The organism is Methylobacterium sp. E-046 (assembly GCF_022829625.1).
GTDB lineage: Bacteria > Pseudomonadota > Alphaproteobacteria > Rhizobiales > Beijerinckiaceae > Methylobacterium > Methylobacterium longum.
The window spans coordinates 1-26,997 of record NZ_JAKSYP010000073.1 but is presented as its reverse complement, the minus strand read 5'-3'; the positions used below and the strand labels follow the sequence as shown (position 1 = coordinate 26,997).

29 protein-coding genes are annotated in these 26,997 nt (G+C 70.8%); 17 read left to right on the top strand and 12 right to left on the bottom strand.

Features of this window, described 5'->3' with window-relative positions; translation table 11 throughout:
• The first annotated feature begins 9 nt into the window (after positions 1 to 9).
• The 3 genes from MKK82_RS04750 to MKK82_RS04740 all read left to right on the top strand — a co-directional run bounded on the left by MKK82_RS04750 (position 10) and on the right by MKK82_RS04740 (position 1,630).
• Positions 10 to 411, top strand: coding sequence for a DUF2934 domain-containing protein (locus MKK82_RS04750; RefSeq protein WP_243984791.1), 402 nt, complete (start codon positions 10 to 12; stop codon positions 409 to 411).
• A gap of 156 nt (positions 412 to 567) precedes the next feature.
• Positions 568 to 1,233: an HAD family hydrolase gene (locus MKK82_RS04745; protein ID WP_243984789.1), complete on the top strand. Its 666-nt coding sequence runs from the start codon at positions 568 to 570 to the stop codon at positions 1,231 to 1,233.
• 190 nt (positions 1,234 to 1,423) lie between these two features.
• On the top strand, positions 1,424 to 1,630 hold the full coding sequence (locus MKK82_RS04740; RefSeq protein WP_238290094.1) for a hypothetical protein: 207 nt from the start codon (positions 1,424 to 1,426) through the stop codon (positions 1,628 to 1,630).
• Positions 1,631 to 1,646: 16 nt separating this feature from the next.
• Here MKK82_RS04740 and MKK82_RS04735 read toward each other — a convergent pair whose 3' ends face one another.
• Together MKK82_RS04735 and MKK82_RS04730 are read right to left on the bottom strand one after the other, a co-directional pair.
• The gene (locus MKK82_RS04735; protein ID WP_238290093.1) at positions 1,647 to 1,946 is read right to left on the bottom strand and encodes a hypothetical protein; all 300 of its coding nucleotides are present in this window, start codon (positions 1,944 to 1,946) and stop codon (positions 1,647 to 1,649) included.
• 539 nt (positions 1,947 to 2,485) lie between these two features.
• Positions 2,486 to 2,863: a DUF6481 family protein gene (locus MKK82_RS04730; RefSeq protein WP_238290092.1), complete on the bottom strand. Its 378-nt coding sequence runs from the start codon at positions 2,861 to 2,863 to the stop codon at positions 2,486 to 2,488.
• A gap of 849 nt (positions 2,864 to 3,712) precedes the next feature.
• Here MKK82_RS04730 and MKK82_RS04725 point away from each other — a divergent pair.
• The 10 genes from MKK82_RS04725 to MKK82_RS04680 all read left to right on the top strand — a co-directional run bounded on the left by MKK82_RS04725 (position 3,713) and on the right by MKK82_RS04680 (position 13,487).
• Positions 3,713 to 3,907, top strand: coding sequence for an AtzG-like protein (locus MKK82_RS04725; RefSeq protein WP_238290091.1), 195 nt, complete (start codon positions 3,713 to 3,715; stop codon positions 3,905 to 3,907).
• A complete protein-coding gene (locus MKK82_RS04720; RefSeq protein ID WP_238290090.1) occupies positions 3,904 to 5,304 on the top strand; it encodes an AtzE family amidohydrolase in 1,401 nt (466 codons plus the stop codon). The genes MKK82_RS04725 and MKK82_RS04720 overlap by 4 nt, the downstream gene beginning before the upstream one ends.
• Positions 5,301 to 5,684, top strand: a complete 384-nt coding sequence (gene hpxZ, locus MKK82_RS04715; RefSeq protein WP_238290089.1) for an oxalurate catabolism protein HpxZ — start codon at positions 5,301 to 5,303, stop codon at positions 5,682 to 5,684. Before MKK82_RS04720 ends, hpxZ begins: the two co-directional genes overlap by 4 nt.
• A gap of 123 nt (positions 5,685 to 5,807) precedes the next feature.
• Complete coding sequence (locus MKK82_RS04710) at positions 5,808 to 7,430, top strand: ABC transporter substrate-binding protein (RefSeq protein WP_238290088.1); 1,623 nt, start codon at positions 5,808 to 5,810, stop codon at positions 7,428 to 7,430.
• 78 nt (positions 7,431 to 7,508) lie between these two features.
• Positions 7,509 to 8,462, top strand: a complete 954-nt coding sequence (locus tag MKK82_RS04705) for an ABC transporter permease (protein ID WP_238290087.1) — start codon at positions 7,509 to 7,511, stop codon at positions 8,460 to 8,462.
• Positions 8,463 to 8,476: 14 nt separating this feature from the next.
• The gene (locus MKK82_RS04700; RefSeq protein WP_238290085.1) at positions 8,477 to 9,406 is read left to right on the top strand and encodes an ABC transporter permease; all 930 of its coding nucleotides are present in this window, start codon (positions 8,477 to 8,479) and stop codon (positions 9,404 to 9,406) included.
• Positions 9,407 to 9,419: 13 nt separating this feature from the next.
• Positions 9,420 to 10,475 carry an ABC transporter ATP-binding protein gene (locus MKK82_RS04695; RefSeq protein ID WP_238290084.1) on the top strand — a complete coding sequence of 352 codons (1,056 nt, stop codon included), beginning with the start codon at positions 9,420 to 9,422 and terminating at the stop codon, positions 10,473 to 10,475.
• An 8-nt stretch (positions 10,476 to 10,483) separates the two neighbouring features.
• Positions 10,484 to 11,509 (top strand): ABC transporter ATP-binding protein, encoded by a 1,026-nt coding sequence (locus tag MKK82_RS04690; protein ID WP_238290083.1) that lies wholly within the window; start codon positions 10,484 to 10,486, stop codon positions 11,507 to 11,509.
• Between the two features lie 87 nt (positions 11,510 to 11,596).
• Positions 11,597 to 12,841, top strand: a complete 1,245-nt coding sequence (locus MKK82_RS04685) for a hypothetical protein (protein WP_243984787.1) — start codon at positions 11,597 to 11,599, stop codon at positions 12,839 to 12,841.
• A 283-nt stretch (positions 12,842 to 13,124) separates the two neighbouring features.
• A complete protein-coding gene (locus tag MKK82_RS04680; RefSeq protein WP_238290081.1) occupies positions 13,125 to 13,487 on the top strand; it encodes a hypothetical protein in 363 nt (120 codons plus the stop codon).
• Positions 13,488 to 13,510: 23 nt separating this feature from the next.
• Here MKK82_RS04680 and MKK82_RS04675 read toward each other — a convergent pair whose 3' ends face one another.
• Positions 13,511 to 14,992, bottom strand: coding sequence for a PLP-dependent aminotransferase family protein (locus tag MKK82_RS04675; RefSeq protein ID WP_238290080.1), 1,482 nt, complete (start codon positions 14,990 to 14,992; stop codon positions 13,511 to 13,513).
• Positions 14,993 to 15,092: 100 nt separating this feature from the next.
• Between MKK82_RS04675 and MKK82_RS04670 the strand changes: the two genes are divergently transcribed.
• Positions 15,093 to 15,719: an FMN-binding negative transcriptional regulator gene (locus tag MKK82_RS04670; protein ID WP_238290079.1), complete on the top strand. Its 627-nt coding sequence runs from the start codon at positions 15,093 to 15,095 to the stop codon at positions 15,717 to 15,719.
• Positions 15,716 to 16,432 (top strand): GNAT family N-acetyltransferase, encoded by a 717-nt coding sequence (locus MKK82_RS04665; RefSeq protein ID WP_238290078.1) that lies wholly within the window; start codon positions 15,716 to 15,718, stop codon positions 16,430 to 16,432. Before MKK82_RS04670 ends, MKK82_RS04665 begins: the two co-directional genes overlap by 4 nt.
• Before the next feature lie 5 nt (positions 16,433 to 16,437).
• Here the strand turns inward: MKK82_RS04665 and MKK82_RS04660 are convergent, their stop codons facing one another.
• Together MKK82_RS04660 and MKK82_RS04655 are read right to left on the bottom strand one after the other, a co-directional pair.
• The gene (locus tag MKK82_RS04660) at positions 16,438 to 17,985 is read right to left on the bottom strand and encodes a GMC family oxidoreductase (protein ID WP_238290077.1); all 1,548 of its coding nucleotides are present in this window, start codon (positions 17,983 to 17,985) and stop codon (positions 16,438 to 16,440) included.
• Positions 17,982 to 19,406, bottom strand: a complete 1,425-nt coding sequence (locus tag MKK82_RS04655; protein WP_238290075.1) for an alpha/beta hydrolase — start codon at positions 19,404 to 19,406, stop codon at positions 17,982 to 17,984. Before MKK82_RS04655 ends, MKK82_RS04660 begins: the two co-directional genes overlap by 4 nt.
• 125 nt (positions 19,407 to 19,531) lie before the next feature.
• Here MKK82_RS04655 and MKK82_RS04650 point away from each other — a divergent pair, with 125 nt between their 5' ends.
• A complete protein-coding gene (locus tag MKK82_RS04650; RefSeq protein WP_238290074.1) occupies positions 19,532 to 20,284 on the top strand; it encodes a GNAT family N-acetyltransferase in 753 nt (250 codons plus the stop codon).
• Positions 20,285 to 20,456: 172 nt separating this feature from the next.
• Here the strand turns inward: MKK82_RS04650 and xseA are convergent, their stop codons facing one another.
• The 7 genes from xseA to MKK82_RS04615 all read right to left on the bottom strand — a co-directional run bounded on the left by xseA (position 20,457) and on the right by MKK82_RS04615 (position 26,463).
• Positions 20,457 to 22,133, bottom strand: coding sequence for an exodeoxyribonuclease VII large subunit (gene xseA, locus MKK82_RS04645; RefSeq protein WP_238290073.1), 1,677 nt, complete (start codon positions 22,131 to 22,133; stop codon positions 20,457 to 20,459).
• Positions 22,134 to 22,189: 56 nt separating this feature from the next.
• Positions 22,190 to 23,662: an MDR family MFS transporter gene (locus MKK82_RS04640; protein WP_238290072.1), complete on the bottom strand. Its 1,473-nt coding sequence runs from the start codon at positions 23,660 to 23,662 to the stop codon at positions 22,190 to 22,192.
• Positions 23,663 to 23,832: 170 nt separating this feature from the next.
• Positions 23,833 to 25,152 (bottom strand): MFS transporter, encoded by a 1,320-nt coding sequence (locus MKK82_RS04635; RefSeq protein WP_279602783.1) that lies wholly within the window; start codon positions 25,150 to 25,152, stop codon positions 23,833 to 23,835.
• Positions 25,152 to 25,355, bottom strand: a complete 204-nt coding sequence (locus MKK82_RS04630; RefSeq protein WP_238290070.1) for an Rmf/CrpP family protein — start codon at positions 25,353 to 25,355, stop codon at positions 25,152 to 25,154. The genes MKK82_RS04635 and MKK82_RS04630 overlap by 1 nt, the downstream gene beginning before the upstream one ends.
• A 65-nt stretch (positions 25,356 to 25,420) precedes the next feature.
• Complete coding sequence (locus MKK82_RS04625; protein ID WP_238290069.1) at positions 25,421 to 25,678, bottom strand: DUF6894 family protein; 258 nt, start codon at positions 25,676 to 25,678, stop codon at positions 25,421 to 25,423.
• Between the two features lie 125 nt (positions 25,679 to 25,803).
• A complete protein-coding gene (locus tag MKK82_RS04620) occupies positions 25,804 to 26,109 on the bottom strand; it encodes a hypothetical protein (protein WP_238290175.1) in 306 nt (101 codons plus the stop codon).
• Between the two features lie 126 nt (positions 26,110 to 26,235).
• Positions 26,236 to 26,463, bottom strand: coding sequence for a hypothetical protein (locus tag MKK82_RS04615; protein WP_238290067.1), 228 nt, complete (start codon positions 26,461 to 26,463; stop codon positions 26,236 to 26,238).
• A 327-nt stretch (positions 26,464 to 26,790) separates the two neighbouring features.
• Here MKK82_RS04615 and MKK82_RS04610 point away from each other — a divergent pair.
• On the top strand, positions 26,791 to 26,997 hold a 207-nt coding region (locus tag MKK82_RS04610), incomplete at its 3' end, for a c-type cytochrome (protein WP_243984784.1).

Sequence of the window (26,997 nt, the reverse complement as noted above, 5' to 3'; positions counted from 1 at the left end):
ATCGACCGCATGCAGATCAGCGAGCAGAACGTGCGCGAGTGCGCCTATTACATCTGGGAAGCCGAGGGCCGGACTCACGGGCAGGCCGCGGCCCATTGGATCCGCGCCGAGGCCGTGCTGCGCGCCAACGTCGCGCTGGCAGCCGGTGAGGCTGCGCCGAAGAACGTCGCCAAGGTCGCCAAGCCGGCCGCGAAGGCTTCTGCGACCAAGATTGCGAAGACCAAGGTTGCCACGACCAAGGCCGTCACGGCCAAGATTGCCGCTCCGGCGGCCGAGGCCACCAAGCCTGCTGCAGCCGTCAAGACTGCCAAGCCGACCGCGCCGAAGGCCGCCCGGGCCTCCAAGGCTGCGGTTACGGCCGGCCTTGCCGCCAAGGCAAAGCCCACCCGCACGCCCGCCGCGATGCACTGACGCGCCGGCGCTCCGGCGCCCCCGCGATCTCCGGAAGCCCGCCCCCGACCGGGGGCGGGCTTCCGTCGTTCCGGGGCAGGGGAGCGATGGGAACAGGCACGCCGCCGCCCGGTTGAATGCCCTGATGCGGGCGCCCTGCACCGCGAGGAGGCTGGGATGCGCGCGGCGATTTTCGACATCGATGGAACGCTGCTCGACAGCGTCGACCTACATGCACGGGCCTGGGTCGAGGCCTTCACACATTTCGGCGTCGAGACCGATTTCACCGAGGTCCGCCGTCAGATCGGCAAGGGCGGTGACGAGCTGATGCCGGTGTTCCTGCCGAAGTCACGGATCGAGCGTGAGGGCGAAACGATCGAGGCCTACCGCTCCGACCTGTTCAAGCAAAAATACCTGCCGGAGGTGCGACCGTTTCCGGGCGTCCGCCCCCTGTTCGAGCGCATCCGGGCGGCCGGTCTCACGATCGCGCTCGCCTCCTCGGGCAAGCGCACCGAGGTCGAGCGCTACACCGAGATCCTCAAGATCGGCGACTTGGTGAACGTCGCGACCAGCTCGGATGACGCGGATCGTTCGAAGCCGCATCCCGACATCTTCGAGGCGGCCCTGAAGAAGCTCAACAGCGGCACCCGCGACACGATCCACGTGATCGGTGATACGCCCTACGATGCCGAGGCCGCCGGAAAGGCCGGCCTGCCGACGATCGGACTGCTCTGCGGCGGATTCCCCGAGGCGGACCTGTCGGCGTCGGGCTGCGTGGCGATCTTCAGGGACCCGCAGGACCTCCTCGACGGGTTCGAGAGGTCCCCGCTGGAGGCGGCGTGAGAAGCGCGACGGGAAAGCACTTTCCACCGCACAGCGCTCATCATCCACAGTTTCCGTCCCGGCTGTTGCAGCGCGGTGACGGAGATTGATGCCGGCTACGCAAATATGAGAAAGGGGCTGGTGCAGGGCGATCGAAAGGCGTAGCGACCCGCCCGCCAATCTGGATCTTCTCGAAGGACGCGCGCCTCGTATGCCCCAGACTCATCTCGCCGGCCCGGCACGGCGCTTCATCCCCGGCTCGAAGTCCCTACCGGAGCAGATCGCGGACGCCATCGGAAGCCGGTCGACCCCGCTCAGTCAGCTCCTGCGCCTGATGGCAGCCCTCGAAGCCGAGGGCGGGGACGATCGCCTCCGCCTACAGCTCCGCGCCCGGATCGGCGCGCCACTCGACGCCTGAGCGGGCCGGCGGCGCTTCAGCGCCGCCGATGCCGATGACCGCGCCGCCGGCTGGAGCGCTTCGCGGGCCGTGCCTCGCGCTGGCCGAGCCTGCTCATGCAGGCAAAATAGATCTGGCGCCCGATCTGCTCGAGTTCCAGGCCGTGCGGATTGGGCGCCGAGAACACCTTGGCGCGGGCTTCCAGACGGCAGGCCGCGTCTTCAGGACTGCGGATCGGCGGCTCCGCGCGCGCGGGACTGCCGGAGAGCACGAGCCCGATCAACGTTCCCGACACGATCGATACGCAAAGGCGCGTCCGCGCCCGGATACTCGGCATGCTGAAGCGCGGTCCTCGCTGATCGAACCGCAGACATAGTGCATCCCGGTCAGCCGTGAAGCTTGGTCAAACTGCTGGTTGCGCCGAGTCCCCTCAGGGTACGACCCAGAGACACCGACCGCCCCCGACGACGGACATACACTCGTAGGGCGCGCCGCCGATCAGCGCCCGTTGCTCGACAGGCCCGATTCGGCTTCGCGGGACGCGACGGCAATCGGCCTCCACGGGAGGCGCTTGGCCCGAGCCGGCGGCGGCATCGACGCGGCGGGCGGCAATCAGGGTATCGCACGCGGTCACGGCCGCAGCATCCTGCGCCGATGCGGCATTGGCCCAGGCCAAAGCCGTTACGGCGAGCGCCAGACGTGTTCGAGACAGCATCTCGTCCTCCTGAAAGCGACGGACGGAACCGGTTTCGCCGTCGCTCCCAACGCCGCGCTGGGCACGCTGGTTGCCCGGGAGCCGACGCGCCGGACGCGAAAACGCCCGCCTGAGGGGCGGGCGTCTTCCGGTCTTCGCAGTTGCGTCGGCTCCGGCAGCGCTCAGCGCTTGCTGGCCTTGGCCTTGCGCGCGGCGTAGCGGGCGTCGCGCTGCGCCTTCTTGGCGACCAGCTCGGCGGACTTGCGCTCCTGCGCGGCCGCGAGTTCGGCGGCTTCGCGCGCGATCTGCGCGGCGAGTTCCGCCTCCTCGCGCTGACGCTTCTCTTCCGCGGCCTGGCGCTCGGCGGCGATGCGGGCGGCTTCCCGCTCGCGGGTGCGCTCCTCGCGCGCCTTGGTGACCTCGGCGCGGGCCTTGGCCTTGGCGATCACCTCGGGATCGTCGGACGGCGGCCTGGCCTTGAACTTGGCCAGCAGGGCGGCCTTGGCATTCTGGGAGTTCTGACGACGATCGTCGAAATTCCTGTAGTCGAATGCGCTCATCTGACCTTTCTCAGTTGCAAGCGTTGAATGTGTTGCGAGGACAGTTTCTATCAGTCGTCTTGTGGCTTCGACGCCGTCCCCGGACCCCGAAACCGCACCGATCCACCGGCCAAGCCGGTGATCCGACCCCAGCGCTCGGCCCACGCCAAAGCGCTCGGGTCGGACCACGTCTTGATTATGCGAAGCCCATAACCGCAGCTTCGACCCATATGCAATCGTTGCAGCGCACGTGGACCGCTGGCAGAGCGACAAACCGGCTCATCTCTGTGAGAGTTTCACCGAACGATGCCGAAAAACCTCAGCCGGTCGATCATGATGGCCGACCGGTGGCGATCCCGCAGGCGCGTGAACCGCATCTGCCTGGAGGTTGAAAATAGGGTTCGCACCGGGAAGCGACAAGGTCGACGCAACGATCAACATCTCCCAATGTGCGCGGCCGAGGCAGGTTCGAGCAATAGACCGGCACCGCCGAAGCTGGGTCATGGTCGACTGGGGACGAGTGATCTTCCCACATCTTCACGAAAGACAAGGCTGACCTGCAAGCGCGGCATCGGAGCGCGACACCGCCTTCACCGGGCCGGGCCTCACGCTGTTCACGGCATCCCCGTTATGACGCGCGAAAGGCTCGTGCCGCCGCGGGTCCCCGCCAGGGCATCCGCACAACCGATTTTCCGCTCTCCGTCGGCCTAATAAGTAGGCAAGATGGGCCGGACCGGCGACGGCTGGCTCACCGTGACGTTTGCCTGTTGGACAGGCACACCGGTTCGCGCCGGGGGTTGTCGGGTCCGGCATGAGGCCTGCTTCGGAAAACCCACCCGTCCGCCCCCGCGGACGCTTCTGAGGATCGCGATGTCCGAGGCTACGTCCCCCTTCGATCCCGAAGCCTACGCGGCGGCCATGTCCGCACTCCTCGCGCTGAAGCTCGATCCGACGTGGATGCCGGCGATCACCGCGAACCTTCGGGTTCTGGCCGCAGCGGCCGAACTGGTGAACGGGGGCCCACCCTGCGACGGCCTGGATGCCGCACCGAGATTTGAAGTATGAGCGCGACGGCCCCTGCGGACGCAGCCACCATCGCGGCCGATGTCGGTGCTGCGCGCAGCAGCGCTCGGACCGTGGTCGCGGAAGCCCTCGACCGGATCCGACGCCTCGACGGCCGCGTGAACGCCTTCACCGATATTCTGGCCGACCGGGCCTTGGCGCGCGCCGACCGGCTCGACGCCGCCATCCGCGGAGGCGTGCCTGCCGGGCCGCTCGCCGGCGTGCCGTTCGCGGTGAAGAACCTGATCGACATCGCGGGCCTGCCGACCCGGGCGGGCTCGAAGATCAACCGCGACCGTACACCGGCCGCGCGCGACGGCGCCCTGGTGCGACGCCTGGAGGCGGCCGGAGCCATCCTGCTGGGCGCCCTCAACATGGGCGAGTATGCCTACGACTTCACCGGCGAGAACGTCCATGACGGCGACGCCCACAACCCGCACGCCCTCGACCACATGACCGGCGGTTCCTCCGGGGGCTCGGGGGCAGCGCTGGCCGCCGGACTGGTGCCGCTGACCCTCGGCTCGGACACCAACGGGTCGATTCGGGTTCCGGCGGCCTTCTGCGGATGCTTTGGCCTCAAGCCCACCTACGGCCGGCTGACCCGCGCCGGAAGCTTTCCCTTCGTCGGCAGCCTCGACCATCTCGGCCCGATGGCGCGGAGCGTCACTGATCTGGCCCTCGCCTACGACGCGATGCAGGGACCGGACACGGACGATCCGGTGGCGACCGCGCGCCCGCCCGATCCGGTCCTGCCGGGGCTGGACGGTGGCCCCGGCGGCCTGCGGATCGCCGTGGCGGGTGGCTACTTCGCCCGCGGCGGCGATCCCGACGCGTTCGCGGCGGTGGCGCAAATCGCCGACACCCTCGGTGCGCGCCGGACCGTCGAGTTGCCCGAGGCGCACCGAGCCCGGGCCGCCGCTTACCTGATCACCGCGGCGGAGGGCGCGACGCTCCATCTCGAACGCCTGCGCACCCGTCCGCAGGATTTCGACCCCGCGGTTCGCGACCGCCTGATCGCCGGGGCGATGATCCCGGCACCCCATGTGGAGCAGGCGCAGCGCTTCCGTCGCTGGTACCGCGACGCGGTGCTCGACCTGTTCGGGAGCGTGGACGTGATCCTGGCACCGACCACGCCTTGCCGGGCTCCGAAGGGCGGCCAGACCCACTTCGTCCTGGACGGCACAACGTTGCCGCTACGGCCCAACATCGGTCTGTTCACGCAGCCGATCTCGTTCATCGGCCTGCCCGTCGTCGCCGTGCCGGTCTGGCTCGACGCCGGCCTGCCGCTCGGAGTCCAGGTTATCGTCGCCCCCTGGCGCGAGGATCTGGCCCTGCGCGTTGCGCGCTACCTCGAAACGAGCGGGTCCTGCGCGGCGCCCGTGGCGGAGCTTGCCCGATGATCGTCGACGATCCCGCCGTGAGAGCCGAAGTCGAGGCGGCGTTCCAGGCATACGAGGTTGCTCTCACCACCAACGACGTTCCGACTCTGGAAGCCCTGTTTCGGGATACGCCGCTGACGATCCGGTACGGGATCGGCGAAAATCTCTACGGTATGGACGCGATCCGCGCCTTCCGCCGCGCGCGCGCGCCGGTCGGTCTGGAGCGCACCTTGGCGCAGACCCGGATCACGACCTACGGGCGCGACTTCGCCACCGCCATGACCCTGTTCACCCGGCCCTCCACTCCGGGCAAGATCGGCCGTCAGAGCCAGACCTGGGTGCGCTGCCCGGAGGGCTGGCGCGTCGTCGCCGCCCACGTGAGCCTCATCGACATCGCTTAGGCGCGCGACGCGGAGCACGGGCAGCCCGGCGCGGGCCCGGCAAACGGTTTGGCCGCGGCCTTGCATAGGGTCGCGTGTATTCCGGGCCAGCTGGGCCGGACGAACGCGGACACCCGATCCAAGATGTTATTCAGCCTGACCAAATTCGGCGCTCGTCTCGCGCTCGCCGGTGCCCTGGTTGTCTCCGCCAGCACCGCTGCGCTCGCGCAGGGGACGCTGCGGATCGGCATGACCGCCTCCGACATCCCACTGACCACCGGCCAGACCGACAATGGCGGCGAAGGCATGCGGTTCCTGGGCTACACGGTCTATGACGGACTCATCAATTGGGACCTGTCGAGCGCCGAGCTCGCCTCCGATCTCGTGCCCGGGCTCGCCACCAGCTGGGGCGTCGACGCCGCCGACAAGACCAAATGGACCTTCAAGTTGCGGCCGGGGGTGAAATTCCACGACGGCTCCGACTTCAGCGCCGACGCCGTGGTCTGGAACCTCGACAAGCTCCTGAAGGCCGACGCGCCACAATACGATCCGCGCCAATCCGCTCAGGGGAAGACCCGGATCCCGGCGGTCGCGAGCTACCGCGTCGTCGATCCGCTCACCGTGGAGATCATCACCAAGGCCCCCGACGCGACGCTGCCCTACCAGATCGCCTGGATCATGATGTCGTCGCCGGCGCAGTGGGAGAAGCTCGGCAAATCCTGGGACGCCTTCGCCAAGCAGCCCTCGGGCACAGGTCCGTGGAAACTCACCCTGTTCGCACCGCGCGAGCGCGCCGAGATGGTGCCGTTCAAGGAGTACTGGGACGCGAACCGCGTGCCGAAGCTCGACAAGCTCGTGCTCATCCCGTTGCCGGAAGCGAATGCCCGCACCGCTGCGCTCCGCTCCGGCCAAGTGGACTGGATCGAGGCGCCCGCGCCGGACTCGGTCGCCTCTCTCAAGGGCGCGGGCTTCACCATCGTGACGAATGCCTATCCGCATAACTGGACATGGCACCTGTCGCGGGTCGAGGGCTCGCCCTGGAACGACGTCCGCGTGCGCAAGGCCGCCAATCTCGCCATCGACCGCGACGGCCTGAAGGAGCTGCTCGGCGGTCTCGCGATCCCCGCCAAGGGCTTCATGCCTCCCGGTCACCAGTGGTTCGGCCATCCGACCTTCGACGTGAAGTACGATCCGGATTCCGCCAGGAAGCTGCTCGCCGAAGCGGGTTACAGTCCGGCGAAGCCGCTGAAGCTGAAGGTCGCGATCTCGGCTTCGGGATCCGGCCAGATGCAGCCGTTGCCGATGAACGAGTTCGTCCAGCAGAACCTCGCCGAGGTCGGCATCCAGGTCGATTACGAAGTCGTGGAATGGAATACGCTGATCAACATCTGGCGGGCCGGCGCCAAGGCCGACATCTCCCGCGGTGTCTCGGCGATCAACTACTCGTACTTCATCCAGGATCCCTTCACCGGCTTCATCCGGCATCTGCAGTGCAACTTCGCTCCGCCGAACGGCACGAACTGGGGCTATTACTGCGATCCCGCGATGGACAAGCTGTTCGACCAGGCGCGCAACGCCTTTGACAAGGCTGAGCAGACCAGCGTTCTGGAGAAGATCCACGAGAAGTACGTTGACGATGCGTTGTTCGTCATGATCACCCACGACGTGAATCCGCGCGCCATGAGCCCCAAGGTGAAGGGCTTCGTCCAGGCGCAGAACTGGTTCCAGGATTTTTCGAAGATTACCATCGCGACGGCGGGACGATAGCGCCGCCATGTCTCTCCCCTTCCCGGCGGGGAGGGGAGGTCTGACGCCACGTCGTATTCTTCGAGCTCAAGGCAAGCGATGCTGCTCTACATCCTCAAACGACTGGTCTACGTGACGCCCGTGGCGTTCGGGGTCAGCGTGGTCTGCTTCCTCCTCGTCCACCTCGCGCCGGGCGACCCGCTGAGCGCGGTGCTGCCGGCGGACGCGACCCAGGCCACCATCGACGAGATGCGCGCCGCCTACGGGTTCGATAAGCCGCTGCCGGTCCAGTACGCGATCTGGCTCTGGCACGTGCTGCACGGCGATCTCGGCATCTCGATCGCCACCGGACGCCCGGTGCTGGGTGAGGTCAGCCGCGCCGTTGTCAATTCCCTGATCCTCGCCTCCGTGGCGACGGTGATCGGCTTCACCTTCGGCACGCTGTTCGGCTTCGTGGCGGGCTACCATCGCAACTCGCTGGCCGACCGGGCGGCGTCCGCGCTCTCGGTCTTCGGCGTGAGCGTGCCGCATTACTGGCTCGGCATGGTGCTGGTGATCGTGTTCTCGGCGACGCTGGGCTGGCTGCCGCCCACCGGCGCCGGGCCTGACGGCTCCGGGAACTGGCGGCCAGACTTCGACCACCTGCGCTACCTGATCCTGCCGGCGGTCACGATGTCGGTGATTCCGATGGGCATCATCGCCCGCACGGTCCGGGCGCTGGTGGCCGACATCCTGTCCCAGGACTTCGTCGAGGCCCTGCGCGCCAAGGGCCTGGATGAGCGCGGCGTGTTTCGGCACGTGGTGCGCAACGCCGCCCCGACCGCGCTCGCCATCATGGGCCTGCAACTCGGCTACCTCCTCGGCGGCTCGATCCTGGTCGAGACCGTGTTCGCGTGGCCCGGCACCGGCTTCCTCCTCAACGCCGCGATCTTCCAGCGCGATCTGCCCCTGCTCCAGGGCTCGATCCTCGTGCTGGCGATGTTCTTCGTGGTCCTGAACCTCCTGGTTGACGTGATGCAGACCGCCCTCGATCCGCGCATCGAGCGCGCCTGAACCGGAGGACGATGATGACCGCTCCCGTCACCGCCGCCTCAATGGCCCTCGACGGCGGCCTGCTCACCGCCGACGACGCGGCACCGGAAGGCGCCTTCGTCTCGTCGCGCGGATTCTGGGGTCACGTCGGGCACCGGCTGGTCCGTGACCCCGTGGCCATGGGCGCCGGCGCCGTGATCCTGCTCGTCGTGATCGTGGCGATCCTGGCGCCGTGGATCACCCCGATGGATCCCTACAAGGGCTCGATGCTGCGCCGCCTGAAGCACGTGGGCGACGCCACCTACTGGCTCGGCTCCGACGAACTCGGCCGCGACATGATCAGCCGCCTGATGCTGGGCGCGCGGCTGTCGCTGTTCATCGGCGTCACGCCGGTGCTGATCGCCTTCGTGATCGGGTCGGGGATCGGAGTCCTGGCCGGCTACGTCGGCGGCTGGACCAACACGATCCTGATGCGCACCATCGACGTGTTCTTCGCCTTCCCCTCCGTCCTGCTGGCCATCGCGCTGTCGGGGGCGCTCGGCGCCGGAATCTTCAACTCGATCGTCTCGCTGACTTTCGTGTTCGTCCCTCAGATCGCCCGGGTGGCCGAGAGCGTCACCACCGGCATCCGCCGCCGCGACTACATCGACGCCGCCAAGCTGTCGGGGGCTTCGGCCCTGACGATCATGCGCGTGCAGGTCCTGGGCAACGTCGTCGGACCGATCTTCGTCTATTCCACCAGCCTGATCTCGGTCTCGATGATCCTGGCTTCCGGCCTCTCGTTCCTGGGCCTCGGGGTGCGCCCGCCGGAGCCCGAATGGGGCTTGATGCTCAACACCCTGCGCACCGCGATCTACGTCAATCCGGTCGTCGCCGCGCTGCCGGGCGTGTGCATCTTCGTCGTCTCGATCGCCTTCAACCTGTTCTCGGACGGCCTGCGCGCCGCCATGGAAATCCGCCAATGACGGAGATTCGCCAGTGAGCGTCATTCCGGACGGACACGATCCGTTCGCCCGCGACCGCGGCGGCCCCGCCCAACCGCTCCTGTCGGTCTCGGGCCTGTACAAGCACTTCCCCGTGCGCAAGGCCGGAGGGAAGAAGCAGGTGGTCCGCGCCGTCGACGGCGTCGATTTCGATGTGCTCAAGGGCGAGACGCTCGGCATCGTCGGCGAATCCGGCTGCGGCAAGTCCACCACCGCCAAGCTGCTGATGGGCCTGATCGAGCGCGATGCCGGCGGCCTGCTCTACGACGGGCAGGCGGTCGGCGAGCGCGCCATGCCCTGGCGGTCCTACCGCCGGGAAGTCCAGATGGTCTTCCAGGACAGCTACGCGTCGCTCAATCCGCGCATGACCGTCGAGCAGTCGATCGCCTTCGGCCCGAAGGTGAACGGCGTGCCCGGCCGGGAAGCGGTGGAGCGCGCCCGCGCTCTGCTCGCGCGCGTCGGCCTGGAGCCGAGGCGGTTCGCCGGTCGCTACCCGCACGAGATCTCCGGGGGCCAGCGCCAGCGGGTCAACATCGCCCGGGCGCTGGCCCTGGAGCCGCGGCTGGTGCTCCTCGACGAGGCGGTCTCGGCCCTGGACAAGTCGGTGGAGGCGCAGGTGTTGAACCTGCTTCTCGATCTCAAGGCCGAGTTCGGCTTGACCTACATCTTCATCAGCCACGACCTGAACGTCGTGCGCTTCATCTCCGACCGGGTGATGGTGATGTATCTCGGCCGTGTGTCGGAGATCGGGCTGTCGGACGCGGTGCTCGACGCGCCCGCTCACCCCTACACGGAGGCGCTGATGGCCTCCATGCCGTCCCTCGATCCGGACAACCGCACCGCGGTGGCGTTGCTGGCCGGCGACCCGCCGAACCCGATCGACCCGCCCTCCGGCTGCCGCTTCCACCCGCGCTGCCCGCTGGCGGAGGAGGTCTGCGGCGTGACCGAGCCGCCGCTCGACGGGATCCGGCCGCTGCACCGCGTCGCCTGCCTCGCCCGGCAGCCCGGCTCCGGCCACGCGCGGGCCCCGAACCCGGCGCTCGCGGCATGAGGGAATCGATGTCGTCCTCCGAACCCGCGGTCGTGTTGCGAGACCTGCGCGTCGCCTTCGGCAAGGTGCAGGTCGTCGACGGCGTCGACCTGACCCTGGAGCGCGGGCAGGCCATCGCGCTCATCGGCGAATCGGGCTCCGGCAAGAGCGTGACGCTCCGGGCGATCCTGCGCCTGTTTCCGGAGGGGCGCAGCCGGATCGAGGGCCAGATCCTGGCGGCCGGCCGGGACGTGCAGGCGCTGACCAAGCGCCAGCTCGCCGACTTCCGCGGCGGCGACGTCTCGATGATCTTCCAGGAGCCGCTGCTCGCCTTCGACCCGGTCTACACGGTCGGGCGCCAGATCACCGAGGCGATCCTGCGCCACGAGACGATCTCGAAGGGGGAGGCCCGTGAGCGTGCCCTCGCGCTGTTCGAGCGGGTGCGGATCCCCAGCCCGGAGCGGCGGCTCGACAATTACCCGCACGAGATGTCGGGCGGCATGCGCCAGCGGGCCATGATCGCCCTGGCGCTCTCCTGCCGGCCGCAGGTGCTGCTGGCCGACGAGCCGACGACGGCGCTCGACGCTACCGTGCAGATCCAGGTGCTGCTGCTCCTGCGCGAGCTTCAGCGGGATCTCGGCCTGTCGATCGTCATCGTCACGCACGATCTCGGCGCGGCCGTCGAGGTGGCCGACCGAATCGCCGTCATGTATGCGGGCAGGATCGTCGAGACCGGGACGGCCCATCAGGTGGTCCTCGACCCGCACCACCCCTACACGATCGGCCTGCTGCGCAGCCGCGCGGAAGGGGCGCTCGCCAAGGGATCCCGGCTCCAGACCATCCCGGGCAGCCCTCCGGACCTCGCCAATCGACCCCCGGGATGCCCCTTCGCGCCGCGCTGCTTCCTCGCCGAGGAGCGCTGCCGCCGGGAGATGCCCCCCGTGGCCGAGATCGCCCCCGGCCATCGTGTCGCCTGCTGGCGAACCGAGGAGGCCGCGAGCGCCTATCGCGCCGGACCGACCCCGGTCCGCGCGGCGGAACCGGTCTTGGCCTGACCTCGACGCGTCCGCGCGGAGCCTTTATCCGGCTTCGCGCGGTCCGCGGCGGAGGGCCGCGACCGAACGGGCCGCGCGGGCGTCACGATGAGCCACTCCTCCTCCGAGATCCTGCTCGTCCCCAGGGGCGAGGCAGGCCACTTCCTGCCGGCAGCCCTCGGCTGGATGGGCAGCCCGGTCACCGTCACGGCGGACCCGGGCGCAGCCAACCACGTGCTCTGCCTCCCGGTCCTCGATTTCGTGCGGCTCGGCTTTACGGAAGCCAACGGGCGGCTCGACCTGCTGCAGCCGGGGGATGCCGAGAACCTGCGTTCCGGCCGGGCTGCGCTGCTCCTCGACCTGTCGAACGAGGGGCCGGGCCTGCACGCGCCGACCTTCGAGGCGCTCCACCGGAATCTCCACGGCCTCGGCATCCCGCGCGATCGGGTCATCCTGGCCTCGCAGAACAGCCTGCTGCGCCTGGACTACGAACGCCTCTACGGCGAGGGTCTGCGCTTCTGGACCTTCGAGTTCTTCCCGCTCCAGGTCGCCCTCTGGCTGGACGCGGAGGCCGGCCCGCGTCTCTTCCCCCAGCATCCCCTCGACCGATCCGGCTACGCGCCCTTCGCCCGCGCCGCCGGTCCGGCCCGGTTCCTCTGCCAGAACGCGGCGCTCCGCTGGCACCGGGTGCTGCTCTACCGCTGGTTCCAACTCAACGGCCTGGACCGTGACGGACTGATCTCCTTCCACGGCATCGGCGCGGACAATCCCAAGGCGGGTGGAATCGACGTGTTCCACGCTCCGCCCGAGATCGCGGCGGCGTTCGGGCCCCTGCTCGCCGATGTCGGTGCCTGGATCCCACGACAGGCGCGGCGGATCGATGCCGACCGGGGAACCGACATGGTCATGACCCTCGACACGCAGGCCTATGCGGGCTGCGACCTCACGGTGATCTCCGAGACGGACTTCTTCGAACCCGGCGTCGAGCGCGTGACCGAGAAGGCGCTGAAGGCCGCCGCGACCGGGCTGCCCTTCGTGATGGTCGGCGCCCCGCGCGCCGTCGCTCGCCTCTCCGAACTGGGCTTCCACACCTTCGGCAGCCTGATCGACCACCATTACGATCCGATCGCCGACCCGATCGAGCGCCTGCCGGCGGTGTTCCGCGCGATCGAGGCCGCGTGGTCCACCTGCAGCAGCGACCCCGCCGGATGGCATCGCCGCGCCCGGGCGCAGGCCGAGGCCAATGTCGCGCACGCGCGCAGCGGGCTTCTCGCGCAGCTCGATCGGGTGATGGTGGCGCCCCTGATCGCCCGCCTCGCCCGGTTCGCCGAAACCGGCGCGATCGTGCACTGACCACGTTACCGCCGTGGCCGCGGATCCGTCCCCCCCAGGCAGGCACTGCGACGTTTGCGGCCTCGGCCACTCCGTCGCGGTGCCGTACTGCCCCTTCTGCGGAGCCGCGCAACGGGCACGAGCCGACACGAGGAACCGCGCACCGGGTGAGACGAACGAGATCGCCGGCCCGGACCAAGCGACCCTTGCATTCGGTCCCGTCCCGCGGCCTTCGGCGGCCGCGGACCGCTCGTCACACCGGCCGCTCCCCGCGCGGCGCGCATTCCATTCGCCCGCACCGAAGGTGCGCGCGGACGCGCCGCCACACCACCGGCCGCGGCTTCGCCACGTCGGTCTGACGGTTCTGTTCGTCGCCGGCCTGACCTGTCTGGCTCCGGGGCTGCCGGACGGCATCGGCCCGACGACGATGACACCGACGCAGCTTGCGATCGGGCCGGCTTGGACCCTCGTGACCCTGGCGCCGTTCCGCGCGGCGCCGCGGATGAGCGTGCGCGGTGGCGGCACCTTCCACCTGCGGGTCGATGGGGATCGTGTGGTGCGAGTGGTGCCGGGCGACGGCATCACGATCGGCACGGCGCTGCTGCGGAGCCTCGAAGTGCGCGCCGCGCACCCGACCCTCGTCACGCTGACGCCGCAGCGGGATTGATCCGCACCCTCGGAGCGCCCGACTCAGGGGGCCAGACGCAGGGTCTCCGCCATGCGCCGCACCGACGTATCCATGGCGCGCTCCTGCACTGCCGCGTAGCCGAGCAGCAATCCCGTTTCCGCGGGCCCGGCATAGTAGGCCGAGAGGGAAACCGTGGCGATCCCCGCCCGGCCGAGCGCCGCCGTGGCGGCCACGTCGGTGAGCGACGGCGTCCAGGCCGGTCCCGGCCGGGCGATGAGATGCATTCCACCTTCCATGGGGGCGATAGACACGACGTCTGCCGCATGACGGGCGGCGGCCTCGACGAGGGCGGCCTGCCGCAGGGCGTAGAGGCGGCGGGTCCGCCGCAGATGGCCGGCGAGGTGCCCGTCCTCGATGAAGCGGGCGAGCGCCCACTGGCCGACCACGGGCGGCGTCGGCCCGGTCCCGGCGAGCGCGTGGCTGACCGGCGCGAGGAGCCCCGGCGGCAGGACGAGGTAGCTCAGGCCCAGCGCCGGCAGGAGAAGCTTCGAGAAGCTTCCGACGTAGATGACGCGCCCGCCGCGATCGAGGGCGCGCAGCGGCGCGAGCGGTCGTCCGGCGTACCGGTAGGCGCCATCGTAATCGTCCTCCACGATCCAGCCCGCGGCGGCTTCGGCCCAGGCGAGAAGATCGAGCCGGTGCTCCAGGCTCATGGCGTAGCCGAGGGGGTAGTGATGGGCCGGCGTGACCACGGCGAGGCGCGCGCCGGGCGCCAGCGCTGCGACCCGCGCCGCCGAGAGACCGCCGGCTCCGACCGGGACCGGGATCGGTCGCAAACCGGCGCTCGCGAGCGCCTGTGCGATCCCGGGGAAACCCGGCTCCTCGACCATGGCGGCCTCTCCGGGATCGAGCAGCAACTCCGCGATCAGCCTCAGGCTCTGGCGGATGCCCGCCGTGACGATCACGTCGTCCGCCGTGCACGCGACTCCGCGCGCCTGTCCGAGATAGGCGGCGATCGCCCCCCGGAGCGCGGGCGAACCCCGCAGGTCCTGCCGTTCGGCGGGACCGTGGCGCCACTCGGCCTGAAGCAGGCGTGCCCAGACGGCGTACGGGAAAGCGTCCAGGGCCGGCCGGCCGAGGGCGAAGGCGTCGGGCACGTCGGGCTCGGCCATGAAGCGTCGCCGCGGGCCGCCGATGAGCCGGGCGCCGCGCCGCGACAGGGTCGGCACCAGCGTCGGGACCGGCCGATCGGGTCTCGCGGAGAGCGACGTCGCATCGTCGGGAAGCGACGCGGCCACGCTTGTCGACGAACCGGGCCGGGCGATCAGGTAGCCTTCGGCCGTGAGCTGTTCCAGGGCGAGAACCACCGTCCCGCGGGCGCAGCCGAGGTCCGATGCCAGCACCCGGGAGGCGGGCAGCCGAGTCCCGCGCGGCAGGCGCCGGTCCAGGATCGCGGCGCGCAGGGCCTCGCGGAGCTGCGCGTGCAGCGGCGACGGCGCGTTCCAGTCGAGGCTGACCGACAGGGGTGGGGCTGCCCGGGCCATCGGCGCAAGTGGTCCAGTGCTGTTTCGAGAACTGGACCTTTCTCCTGGTCCGCCCCTGGGTCAATCGAATGGTGTCGATATCCGCTTCGAGTCAGGTGCCATGTACCAGCCGCCGCATTTCCGCGAGGACGCGCGGGACGCGCAGCACGCGCTGATCCGGACCCATCCTCTGGGCCTCCTGATCACGGCCGGTCCGGCCGGCCTCCTTGCCAACCCGATCCCATTCCTGCTCGATGATGTCGGCTCATACGGCACCCTGCGGGCGCATCTGGCACGGGCGAATCCTCAGGGACAGGAGCTTGCCGCGGTCGAGGAGTGCCTGATCGTGTTCCAGGGTCCGCAGGGCTACGTCTCGCCGGGCTGGTACGCGAGCAAGCGTGAGCACGGGCGGGTCGTGCCGACCTGGAACTATGCGACGGTCCACGCCTGGGGCCGGCCGCGGCTAATCGAGGATGCGGCGTGGCTCGGGCGGCAGATCGCGGACCTCACCGCCCTGCGCGAGACGCCCCGCGCCGATCCCTGGGCGGTCGCGGACGCACCCGCGCCGTTCGTGACCGCGCAGGTCCGCGCCCTCGTGGGCGTCGAGATTCCGATCAGCCGGATCGAGGGGAAGTGGAAGATGAGCCAGAACAGACCGGAAGCCGACAGGATCGGCGTCGTCGCCGGGTTCCGAGCGGATGGTGAGGAGGCACTGGCAGCACTGGTCTCGGAGCGGAGCGGATCATGAGCGCGCGCGTCAATGCCTTCGGCCAGCCCGTCGGGCCGGCCCTTCCGGATTGGAGCGCCCGTCCGCGGCCGCCGCGGACACCCATGACCGGCCGCACCTGCCGCCTCGCGCCGCTGGATGCCGGGACCCACGCGTCCGACCTGTTCGCGACCTACAGCGCCGCGCCCGACGGGCGCGGCTGGACCTATCTCGGCGACGAGCTGCCGGATAGCGCGGCGGCCTATCGGGCGCGCCTCGAGACCCAGCAGGCGAGCGAGGATCCGCTGTTCCACGTGGTGCTGGACAGCGCCACCGGCGAAGCGCTCGGCATCGCCTCGTACCTCCGGATCGACCCCGGCAACGGCGTGATCGAGGTCGGGCACCTGCATTTCGGACCCCGGCTCCAGCGCAGTGCCGCCGCCACGGAGGCCATGGCGTTGATGATGGCGCGCGCCTTCGACGAGCTGGGCTATCGGCGCTACGAGTGGAAGTGCGACAGCCTCAACGCGCCGTCCCGGGCGGCGGCGCTGCGCCTGGGCTTCACCTTCGAGGGCATCTTCCGCAACGCGGTGGTCGTGAAGGGCCGCTCCCGCGACACGGCTTGGTTCTCCATCACCGACGCGGAATGGCCCCGCGTCCGCGCCGGCTTTTCGGCCTGGCTCGATCCGGCGAACTTCGACGCGGAGGGACGGCAGCGGCGCGGTCTGGCGGAGCTGCGTGCCGCGGCGGGGTGAGGTCGTCAGTGCCCCTCGGCCAGGAACGCCTCCGCGCTGCGCAGGCTCAGCGCCATGATGGTGAGCGCCGGGTTGGCCGCGAGCGAACTCGGGAAGGTCGAGCCGTCGCAGATCCAGAGATTGTCGATGTCGAAGCTGCGGCCCTGCGGATCGACCACGGCGCTGGATCCGTCGCGTCCCATCCGGCAGGTGCCGATCGTGTGCGCGACGCGCTCCAGCACCCAGATGTCCTCGGCGCCGGCCTCCTCCCACAGACCGCGCATCACCGCGGTCGCGTGGGCGTTGAGCCGGTTCTCATTGGTGCTGTAGCCGAAGCTGACATGGGCCTTGCGCATCCCGCGCGCGTCCAGCTCGTCGGAGAGCGTGAGCACGTTCGCGTCACAGGGCAGGGTCTCGCCGTTGATGCCGATCCCGGCGATGTGATTGTAGCGGTCGAGGTAGTCGAGGAGCGGCTTGCCCCACAGGCCGCGACCCCGCGCGGCCGCGTTGCCGAAGGTCAGCGGCACGACGCCGAGGCTCTGGATCAGGTAGCCGCCCGCGAAGTCGGCGCCCGGCCGGATGAAATCCTCGGTGATCAGCGACGAGGGATAGCCTCGGTTCATCCGCACCGCGTTCGGGAAGGTGCCCCAGACCTGGGTGGCCACGTGCCCCATGTAGTTGCGCCCGACCTGACCGCTCGAATTGGCGAGCCCGAGATGCAGCAGCAGGCGCGGCGTCTCGACGGCGCCCGCGCAGAGGAAGACCGTGCCGCAACGCTGGCGCCGGTCCTGCCCGTCCTGCCGATAGACCACCCCGGTGATGCGCCCGTCCGCGCCGCGCTCGAGGCCGTGCACGAAGGCCTCGGCTCGGATCTCCGCGCCCCGGGAGACGGCGAAGGGGAGATAGGTCACGTCCATGCTCGCCTTGGCGCCGTTGCGGCAGCCCTGGTGGCAGAAACCGCAATTGATGCAGGCGTTGCGCCTCGGTCCGTCCTCGGACTGGAAGTCCTGCGACACCACCGCGGCGGGGGCGTCCGCCCATCGGATGCCGCGCGCCTCGCAGGCCTGCGCCATGATCTGCGCCGGGCCGTTGCGCGGCACCGGGGGGAGGGGATAGCGCCTCGCGGCATCCCAGGGATAGGCCTGCGCCCCCGAGACGCCGAGGAACCGCTCCACCCGCTCGTAGAACGGACGCAGGTCCTCGTAGGCGAGGGGCCAGTCCACCCCCATCCCGCTCTCGGTGTGGAGCCGCAGGTCCCGGGCATCAGCCCGCGGGACGAACGCGCCCCAGTGCAGCGTCGATCCGCCGACGCCGGTGCCGCTGTTGTTCGCCCCGAACGCTTCCGGAGTCGAGCCGCCGCTGAGGCGTTCCATGGTCCAGTAGATCTCGTCGGCGAGCGTCTCGTCGAAGGCGAAGCGTTCCGGCGTGAAGTTGGGCCCCGCCTCCAGCGCGACGACCTTGAGGCCCGCCGCGGCGAGGCGCGCGATGAGCGGGGCGCCCCCCGCACCGGTGCCGACAACGACCGCATCGACGCTCTCGTCCTCGCGGTAGGCCCGCATGCCCTCGAGATTCATCGTGCCGTCCCCTCGTACGCCGCCCGGGGCTCCCAAGCTTCCGGCGAATCCAACCCCACGGCGCGGAAGCCCGGCAGGCCGTCGGCGATCTCACCGTCCCGGTCGCCGCCGGCGCCGATGCCCGAGAAGCCGATCCGCGCCAGCGCAGCCGGATGCCCCAGCCAGAGCCGGACCGCGTCGGCACGCAGATCCTCGAACCAGAATCGCATCCGGTCGGCGTCGAGCCGGCCGCCGAGCATATCCGGCACCGTCAGCTCGGCCCGCTCGCAGAGGGTGAGCAGCGTATCCTGATCGTTTCCGCCGAGGATGACGAACGGCCGGCCGTGCGCGGCGCGGGCGGCGGCATCCAGGGTGCGGAGGGCGGCCCGATACGCGTCCGCGTCCGGCGGCAGCGCCGAGAAGCGCCAGCCGTCGCCCTCGCCCGAGGCGAGCCTCCGGTCGAGGCGCGCCGCGAGATCCAGATTCGGCACCGGCACGACACGGCCCATGGCGGCGCGGAGGATCGCGAGTTCCACCGGATCCAGGGCGGTCGGACGGTAGGCCGGATCGTCCGGAGCCGCGCGCGCGCCGAGGGCCTCGCGCAGCCGGCTGTTCACCCGTTCGGAGTCGATCAGCGCCGCGTAGGCCGGCGGCACCGCCGGAGCGTCGGGATCCGCCTGACCCGGTCGGTCACCGAAATGCGCGCGCAGCCGCTCGGCCAGGATTGCCGGTCGCTCCAGCGGCAGGAGATGGCCGACGCCGGCGACGGTCACGCGGCGATGATGCGCGAGATGCGGGGCCATCAGCGCCGCCTGGGCATCCTCGCCCAGATCGGCATCCGCGGACCCCGCCAGGATCAGCGCCGGCGTGCGCAGGACCCCGATCCACCGGCCCCAATCCTCGCGGCCCCCCGATTTGAGCCACGCCGTCCAGGCCGCCGGCGCGGCCCGCAGGACGTCGTCCACGGCTCTGTCCTCGTCCGCCGCGTCCAGCGGCTGCCCGACATTCGCGGTCACGAAGGCGCGCGCCTCGCGCCGACGCGTCTCGGGATCCGCATCGATCCAGGCGAGCATCTTGGCACGGCGCTCGTCCGGGATCGGCTCCGGGCTGGGCGGCGAACCGGAGATCAGGATCAGGTCGGTGAGGCCGGTCAGACCCGGCTCGCCGTCCTCGGAGCGGCGCGCCAAGGCCAGCGCCACCTTGGCTCCCATACTGTGGCCGACGAGGCCGAACCGCGCGGGCGCGCGGGTTCGGATCCGGGCAGCGACGTGATCGGCCATCGCGGCGACGGAGTATCCCGTCGTTCCGGCAGCATCGCCGAAGCCCGGCAGATCCACCGGGACGCAGAACGGCACACCGTCGAGAGCGCGCGCGAGACGCTCCCAGCTTCGGGCACTGCCGCCGAGGAAGTGGAGGCAGAACAGGACGTCAGGTTCAGACATCGCCGAGACATCGCGCGGCTCCACAATGCTTCAAGCGTACGTGACGCCGCATGGGCGAAGTCTTGCCCCGCAGCGATTGGCCAAGTCCCCGCGGCGTGCGATCAGGCCGTCGGGAGAAAGCGGCGATGTCGGATCTCGAACGGGCGTGGCGCGTGGAGGAGGCTTGCCTCAACGCTTGGCCGAGCCCGCGCCAGCTCCTCGTCCACGGGTACCTGCTGCGCGCCGCGGGCGGCCCCTCGAAGCGGCAGAACTCCCTGAACCCGATGCGTGGAAGCGGAGCGCCCGGGCCGGCCGTCGATGCGGCACAGGCAATCTTCGGTCGCCTCGGGCAGCGTGCGATCTTCCGGATACCGGCCATCGCGCCGGGACTGGAGTCGTGGCTGGCTGGGGGGGATTACGCCGTCGTGGATGAGACCTGCACCCTGTTCCGCGACCTTGACGCTCCAGCGGGGGCGCCCGATCCGTCCGTGGCGGTCGCGGCAGCCCCCGGCGCCGACTGGCTGGCGCTTCGCGACACGATGAACCACGCGGACGCCGCGGCCGGACGGGTGTTCCGCGACACGGTCGCCGCGCTGGTCCTGCCCCGGGCCTTCGCGGCGGCGGCGGCGGAGGGCGGGATCGGCGCCATCGCCTTCGGGGTGCTCGACCGCGAGTTGCTGGTCATCGAGGCGGTGGCGACGCCCGAACCCCTGCGCGGTCGCGGCCATGGCAAGCGGGCGGTCGAGGCGCTGCTCGGCTGGGGACGCGGGCAGGGCGCCCGAGCGGCCTGCCTGCAGGTCGTCGCGGCGAACGCGCCCGCGCGCGCACTCTACCGCGCGCTCGGCTTCGAACGTGAGCTGTACCGCTATCACTACCGCGTCGGGGCGGAGCCGGGGTGACTCACCCCACGCCGCGATCCGGCGTCCTCAACCGGTCCGGCGGGCGCCGTCCGTCCGCGCGGGGCGGTGGAACGGAGCGACGTGGCCTCGCAATCCAGGCCGGCGGCTGACGCACCGCGCCGTGCGTGCACCCACGATCGCGCCGGCTCCGCGCCACCGCGGGACACAGCCCTCAGGCGTCGAACAGCGATCCCTGCCGCGTCGCCGCGGCGCCGGCGCGCTTGCCCTGCGGCGCTGACGCAGGCGAGCCTCCGCGCCGCGCGGGCTTCGCCGCCTGCGGGGGTGCGGGCGTCCCGTCCGGCACCGCCGCGACGATCCCGTCGGCGAATTGCAGGCCGAGGCGGGAGGCGGCCGCCGCATCGGCGGCGCGGCGGACCGGCAGCCCGGCCGCATCGCGCACGAGCACGTAGCCGCGCTCCAGTACCGCCCGATAGCTGAGTGACCCCAGCAACCCCGCGAGCCCCTGCAGCCGGTCGCGCCGCCGCTCGACGGTGCGCGCCCCGGCCTGGACGAGGCGGTCCGAGAGGGCGAGCAGGCGATCGGTGCGGCGCGCCTGCAGGGCCCGCGCCCGCTCCAGGCTCGCATCCCGGGCGACGACGAGGCGCCGCCCGAGCTGCACCAGGGCCTCGCCCTTGCGCTGGAGGTCGTTGCTCACCGCGTGGAGCGGCCGGTGGTCGATCCGCGCCAGCCGCGCCCGGGCATTGGCGAGGGCGACGTCAGGCGAGCGCCGGGCCATCCGGTCGAGGAGGAGCTGGAGCCGGGCGCGGTGGCGGCTGGCGCCCGCCGCCAGGGCCGGAGCGAGGCGCGCCTCGGCGAGGTCGAGCCGCTGGCGCTTGGCCGCCAGCAGGGCGTCGGCACCCGGCAGGGCGCGGGCGAGGGCGCGCAGGTCCGACCGGTCGCGGTCGATCCGGCGCCCGACCGCCCCCCTGCCGCGGGCGGCCAGATCCGCCACGGTGGCGATCAGGTCGGCGCGGACCGGCACCGCCATCTCGGCGGCGCCCGTCGGGGTCGGCGCGCGGCGGTCGGAGACGTGGTCGATCAGCGTGGTGTCGGTCTCGTGCCCGACCGCCGAGATCAGCGGGATCGCGCTCTCGAAGGCGGCGCGGACGACGCATTCCTCGTTGAAGGCCCAGAGATCCTCGATGGAGCCGCCGCCGCGGGCGACGATCAGCACGTCGGGACGCGGGATCCGGCCCCCGGCCGGGAGCGCGTTGAAGCCCCGGATCGCGGCCGCGACCTCCTCGGCCGCCCCGTCGCCCTGGACCCGCACCGGCCAGACCAGGACGGGCCGCGGGAAGCGGTCCTCCAGCCGGTGAAGGATGTCGCGGATCACCGCGCCGGTCGGCGATGTGACCACGCCGACGACACGCGGCAGGTAGGGGATCGCCCGCTTGTGCTCGGGGGCGAACAGCCCCTCGGCGGCCAGCTGCTTCTTCCGCTCCTCCAGCAGAGCCATCCAGGCACCGAGGCCCGCAGGCTCCAGGCTCTCGACCACGATCTGGTAGGAGGATTTGCCCGCGAAGGTGGTGATGCGCCCTGTGGCGACGACCTCCAGCCCCTCCTGGGGCCGCTGGCGCAGGCGGCCGAACACGCCCTTCCAGACCACCGCGTCGATGCGCGCCTGCCCGTCTTTCAACGAGAAATAGGCATGGCCCGAGCCGTGCTGTCCGCGATAGCCCGAGATCTCGCCGCGCAGCCGCACGTGCCCGAAGGCGTCCTCCAGCGTACGCTTCAGGGCGCCCGCCAGCTCGCCCACCGACCATTCGGGCTGGTTGGCGTTGAGCACGCTGGTCGGCGGGATATCGGCCGCGGGCTGGGCTGCGGGGCGCGGGGGCGGCACGAGGGGCATGGGGGGACGCTAGAACATGATGCGGCCGCACGGAAGCTGCGCGGCCGCCACGCCGTCTACTCCACAGCGAGTTCGCGCGGACCGTCCGAGATCGCGACCCGCGGAACCAGGAGCGACAGGAGCAGGGTCAGCACCGCCACGGCGAAGACGGTCCAGAACGTCCCGTGCAGCGCGTGCTGCAGCCCGTCCCGGATCGCGTGGCCCCCCGCACCAAGGCTCGCCGGATCGTCGAGCAGGCGTCGCAACTCGTCCGAGCTGACCGTCGGCCCGCTCGCCGGATGAGCGAGTCGGTAATTCAGCACGGCGCCCAGCGCGGTGGCGCCGAGCGTCGAGCCGAGGTTGCGCGCGAAGATGTTCGAGGCCGTGGCGGCACCGCGCTGCGCCCAGGAGACGCTGTCCTGGATGATCACGATGGCGGCAGTCGACAGGAAGCCCATGCCGAGCCCCATGACGACGGAGCCGCAGGCGGCCACGAGGGGCGACGTGTCCGATCCGAGCGCCACGAAAGCGATCGCGCCGAGCGGCAGGAGGGTCGCGCCGACCAGCAGGACCGGGCGGAGGCCGAAGCGCACGAAGCTTCGGGCCGCCGTCGTCGCGCCGATCGGCCAGCCGAGCACCATCAGGGTGAGCGTCAGGCCGGCGATGAGCGCCGATTGCCGCAGGACGCCCTGGACGTACATCGGCAGGAACGCCGTGAGCCCGATCACCGTCATGCCGGAGAGCAGCGTCGCCGTGTTGGCGGTGGCGATCGGCCGCTGCATCCACAGGCGGATGTCGAGCATCGGATCGGCGGCGCGGCGCTCCTGGAGCACGAACAGGATCGCGGCCACCACGAAGCCGGCGGCCGGCCACGCGGCCGCGGCGGCCGACTCTCCTGCCGCGGTCAGCGCCAGCATCAGGGCCGCGATGGCAGCGGTGAACAGGGCCGCGCCGATCGCGTCGATCTGGCGGCTGCGGCGCTCGACGCCCTCGTGGAGGTAGCGGAGGAACAGGCCGGCCGCGATCACGCCGATGGGCAGGTTGAGCCAGAAGATCCAGGGCCAGCTCAGATGGCCGATGATCAGACCGCCTACCAGGGGGCCGGCCACCGAGGAGATCCCCCACACGCTGGCGAGGTAGCCCTGGATGCGGCCGCGCTCCCGGGCCGCGTATAGGTCTCCGACCACGGTCAGGCTCACCGGCTGGATCGCCCCCGCCCCGATGCCCTGGACGAGGCGGAACAGGATCAGCGAGGGCATCGACCAAGCGAGCCCGCACAGCAGCGAGCCCATCAGGAAGACCGCGATGCCGAACAGCAGGACCGGACGGCGTCCGTACAGGTCGGAGAGCTTGCCGAACACCACCGTGGTGGCCGTCTGGGTCAGCAGGAAGGAGGCGAACACCCAGGCGTACAGATGCAGATCACCGAGCTGACCGGCGATCTGCGGCATCGCCGTCGAGACGATCGTCGCCTCGATGGCGATCATGAACATCACCGCCATCACCGCGGCGAGGACCAGCGGACGGCGCGTCTCTGAGGGCGTTGGCATGCCACCCGTCTAGGCTCGGGCCGCGCGCCGACCTAGGGGCGAAACGGACGACCGACGAGGATTCCCGCGGGCGTCGTGCGCGAGCGCACATACGCCCGGGCCCCGACCCGAGGCCGGTGCACACGCCCGGAGCCGGGAGGCGCCACGCGCGTGGCTCCGTGCCGGACGCGTCAGGCCGCGGCGTCGGCGTCGAGATCGCGGCCGCGCGTCTCGGGCAGCAGCATGGCGGCGACCGTGCCGACGAGGCTGAAGGCGGCGAGATAGTAGGCCGGTGCGAGGCGGTCGCCCGTCGTCGCGATCAGCCAGTTCACCACGTAGTTGGTGCTGCCGCCGAACACGGAGACCGACACCGCGTAGACGATCGACAGGCCAGCACTGCGTACCGCCCGCGGCAGCGCCTCCGGGATGCCGACGATCACGGCGGCGGCGTTGATGGACGACAGCGCCGACAGCAGGAAGGTGACCGCGTAGACGCTCGCGGCGCTCGGCGCCTGCACCACCCAGGCGAAGGCGGGCACGGCCAGGATCAGGATCAGCGCGCGCGGCCAGATCATCACCGGGCGGCGGCCCACCCGGTCCGCCAACCAGCCGCCGAGGAGCGGGAAGATCACGGAGGCGAGCCCGAGGGCGATCGGCACCGCCGTGGCGGCGGTCTCGGAGAGGCCGAGCGTCGCGCCGGCGAAGACCGGCATGTTCGTGCCCACCGCATTCGAGACGGTGGACGCCGCGATGACCAGGAAGGTCAGGCCCAGCAATCGGCCGTGATCGCGCAGGAGCCGCCGGACGACCCCGAACGTCGACGCGGCCGCGTGCGGGTCTTCCTCGGGGCCGGCCGTCTCCGGCAGGTGGCTGCGGATGATCAGGCCGACCGGGACGACGCACAGGCCGAGGGCGAACATCAGCCGCCAGCCCCATTGCGCCATCGCTTGGTCGCCCACCGCCAGCGCCAGGACGGTCGCGATGATGCCGGCGAACAGGGCGGCACATCCCTGGCTGGCGATCTGCCAGCTCGTCACGAAGCCGCGCCGCTCCGGAGGCGCCGCCTCCAGGAGATAGGCCGTGGACGGGCCGACCTCTCCGCCCAACGCCAGACCCTGCACGAGACGTCCGGCGATGACGATCACCTGCGCCCAGCCGCCGATCACCGCGTAGGAGGGGCAGGCGGCCAGCATCAGCATGCCGAGCGCCATCAGCGCGATGGTGATCAGCATCGCGGGCTTGCGGCCGGCCCGGTCCGCGAAGGCGCCGATCAGCACGCCGCCGATGGGCCGCATGACGTAGCCGATGCCGAACAGGGCCAGCGAGGCCAGCAGGCTGTGGGTCGGGTCGTTGGCGGGGAAGAACGCCTCGCCGATGGGCTTGGCGAAGAAGGCGTAGACCGTGAAGTCGTAGAATTCGAGGGCGTTGCCCAGGACGACGGCGCCCACGGCCCTCCGGTTCAGGGGCGGGTGCGATGTCGGGGGGAGGCGGGCTCCGGTCAGCGCATCCATCAGTGCCCCGGACCGACCGGGTGCTTGGCGATGCCACCGGTCACGGGTGCGGCCCCACCCGCGACCGCCTCGTCATAGCCGGAAAGCCAGAGGCTGCGTGCCTCCGTCCCCTCGGCGTACGGACAGGCCTCGCGGGCCAGACCCTTGCCGGGCGCGGCGGCGCCGAGCGCCCGCGCATCCAGATCGTTCGGGGGTGAATCCATCCTGCAGCCATCCTCATCCGACGCGTCCGCCGCGATGTAGGGCACAGATCGGCGGAGCGCTGCCCTCAATGACGCGTGGGATCGTCCGGGGACGGCAGCGTGACGGCCTCGCTGAAGGGAAACTCTAGAACCACGTCGCCCGCGGCATCGACGACGATCAGGCAGGCGGTCATCAGCCGGGCCTGATCGCGGGGCGTCTGCAGGGCGGCGCGGATCGTCGCGCGGGCCCGCTCCCAGGCCTCGTCGGGATCGCGGAGGTCGAACCCCGTGGGATCGGTGATAAGGTCGTCACCGATCTGGGTGTGGAAGAAATAGTGCGGCATGGCGATCCTCACCAGAATCGAGGCGCCCACGAACCGGCGCCCCCCGCCTCAAGGTGGTGATCGCGAAGGGCCGCCGCAGCCACCGGCGCTGGACCGCCCGACGCGACGGGCGCCGATGGCCGGCCTCAGCCGTTCGCGGCGCGGGCTTCGGGCGCGGCGGGAACCGGGCGCAGGGTCCGGACCTGCGCGGTCGCGGCCCCGGTGCGGTGGTGCTTCTCCATGATCATCAGCGGCCGCAGTTCCGGCTCCGCGAAGTCCATCAGCCTGGCGTTCCGCCAGCGCGGCTTGGCGACACCGCGGCCGAACCAGCGCGGGCGCTCTTCCTCGACGAGGAGGACCAGCCGGCCGGTCCAGGATTTTCGAAACCAGAAGCGTCCGGTCAGACTCGTTGTCCGATCCTCCCTGCATGCGGACGGGCGTGGTCGGTCCAGCCGAACATGCTCGTAATCGGAGGGAGCGATACCCGACTTGATCCTGGAAGTAGTGGCTGATCGTGTCGAACGCCGGCGGGGTCGCCGATATCCACAGCGCCACACCCGGCTTGGAGAGGCTGGTCCTCAGCGCGCGAGATGACGGACGAACAGCGCCGCCACGACGAGCCAGACGAGGCCCGACACGCCGTACACGAAGCCGCGCAGCAAGGCGGCTTCCAGGGCGGCATGCGGAGAGTCCCGTCCGGTCCCCGGCAGCGGGTGTTCCCCGCGCGCGCGCCCGGGCGCGCGCCGCTGGGGCGTCGCCAGCAGGCGCGTCAGGCTGTCGGGGAGGTTGGATGCCTTCGGGCGCACGGCGCAATCGAGCCTAAGGACGACGGACGAGCCTAAGGACGGCAGGCCGCATGGGCAAATCGCTCGACCCGCCGACCGGGCAGGTGGGGCGTGGCGGCCCGGGCGGATGTCTGTCGTTGGCCGAGACTTCACGTGCCGCAGGGAGCCAAATCGAACGCTTCGTGTTGAGGGTAGCGGTTGCCCGCCATGGCTGCTGCAACCGCAGACTAGTGATCGACGTCCGTAAACGTGGCCGTTGCACCCAGTATGCGGATTCTTTAGAGCTGTTCCAGGCAGGCAAGCTCTGCCCTCGACGCTGCCGCGCCAGCGGCCAAAAGGAGGAAATCCATGCGTTCACTCGTTCTCGGTGCCGTCCTCGCCGCCCTGATCCCGCTCTCGGTTCAGGCCCAGGAGGCCGGGGATGCGGCCGCAGGCGAGAAGGCCTTCGCCCCCTGCAAGGCCTGCCACAACTTCCAGAAGAACGGCGTCGGCCCGGACCTGAAGGGTGTCGTCGGCCGCAAGGCCGGCACCTATGAGGGCTACAGCTACTCCGCC